Genomic DNA, 1,196 nt, shown 5'->3' with positions numbered 1-1,196 from the left:
TCCCAGCAATATATGTCAATCTTATTTAACATATTCTTAGAATTATTCATCACAGATTCTAACTCTTTAATAGATATCGGTCCATCAATAGTTAAAATATAAGTATCTCCAGTTATACAGGGATTAGTAGTTTCAATTGTCCCATATAAATTCTTTTTATTTATTGTATCAATAAATAAAAGACCTGGTTCTCCTGTTTCCCATGCATTATGTACAATCTTATCAAAAATGGATCGAGCTTTAATTTTTTTAACAATTTGCTTTGTTCGAGGATCAATAATATCATATTCTGTATCATTTTCAACTGCATTCATAAAAACATCAGTAATCTCAACTGAAATATTAAAATTAGTAATCTTAGATGTATCTTTCTTACAATCAATAAATTCTTCGATATCTGGATGAGAGCAACTGATTGAACCTAAATTTGCCCCTCTACGTTTCCCCCCCTGTTTAATCTCTTCAGTAACAGCATTAATCATTCTCATAAATGACACTGGCCCAGATGCAACCCCAGATGTACTTTTCACAACTGAATTAACAGGGCGAAGCTTTGAAAAACTAAAGCCCGTGCCCCCTCCTGATTTATGAACTAATGCTGAATATTTCACAGCATTCATTATGTTTTCCATAGAATCCTCTATGGGAATAACATAGCACGCTGAAAGTCCCTCTATATTTGCCCCTGCATTCATTAATGTGGGACTATTGGGAAGAAATTTTAAATTATACATTAAATCATAATATTTATCTTCCCATTTTTTTTGATGTTCTTTGGGTTCATCTTGAGAAACTACTTTTGCAACTCTTCGACATAATTTATCCCAATCTTCTATAACTTTACCATTTTTATCTTTCAAAAAATATCTTTTATTCAAAATCTCTAAAGCATTTTCTGAAATCATATTTTCTCCTATATTGTTAAATCAAATCTAACACCTTCTATATTCCAACCATCAGTATCAATCATTAAATATCCCTGAATCGCTTTAGGTAAAATTAGAATATTCCTTCCCGGAAGATTAGCGCATCCCCACCAGCTATAACGCCCTATAATAGAATAAATACAATTAGACTTAATAAATAAATCTAATGATTCATCAGAAAAATTAATAGACTTCTTTTTATATTTCCCGATTAAATCATATAACAATAAAATATCTATATTGTTTTTAAGTTTATCTACTTGTTCATAA

At 30.1% G+C, this 1,196-nt stretch carries 2 protein-coding genes; both read right to left on the bottom strand.

What is annotated here, in order from left to right; translation table 11 throughout:
• Window positions 1–905 (bottom strand): ribonucleotide reductase N-terminal alpha domain-containing protein (locus tag COZ07_RS05745; RefSeq protein WP_406607618.1); only part of this gene is annotated, 905 nt, incomplete at its 3' end.
• Between the two features lie 8 nt (window positions 906–913).
• Window positions 914–1,196: hypothetical protein (locus COZ07_RS05740; RefSeq protein WP_406607617.1), on the bottom strand; the 283-nt coding region annotated here is incomplete at its 5' end.

Source organism: Candidatus Infernicultor aquiphilus (genome assembly GCF_002784285.1).
Taxonomy (GTDB): domain Bacteria; phylum Atribacterota; class Phoenicimicrobiia; order Phoenicimicrobiales; family Phoenicimicrobiaceae; genus Infernicultor; species Infernicultor aquiphilus.
This window is presented reverse-complemented; position numbering and strand designations above follow the sequence as displayed.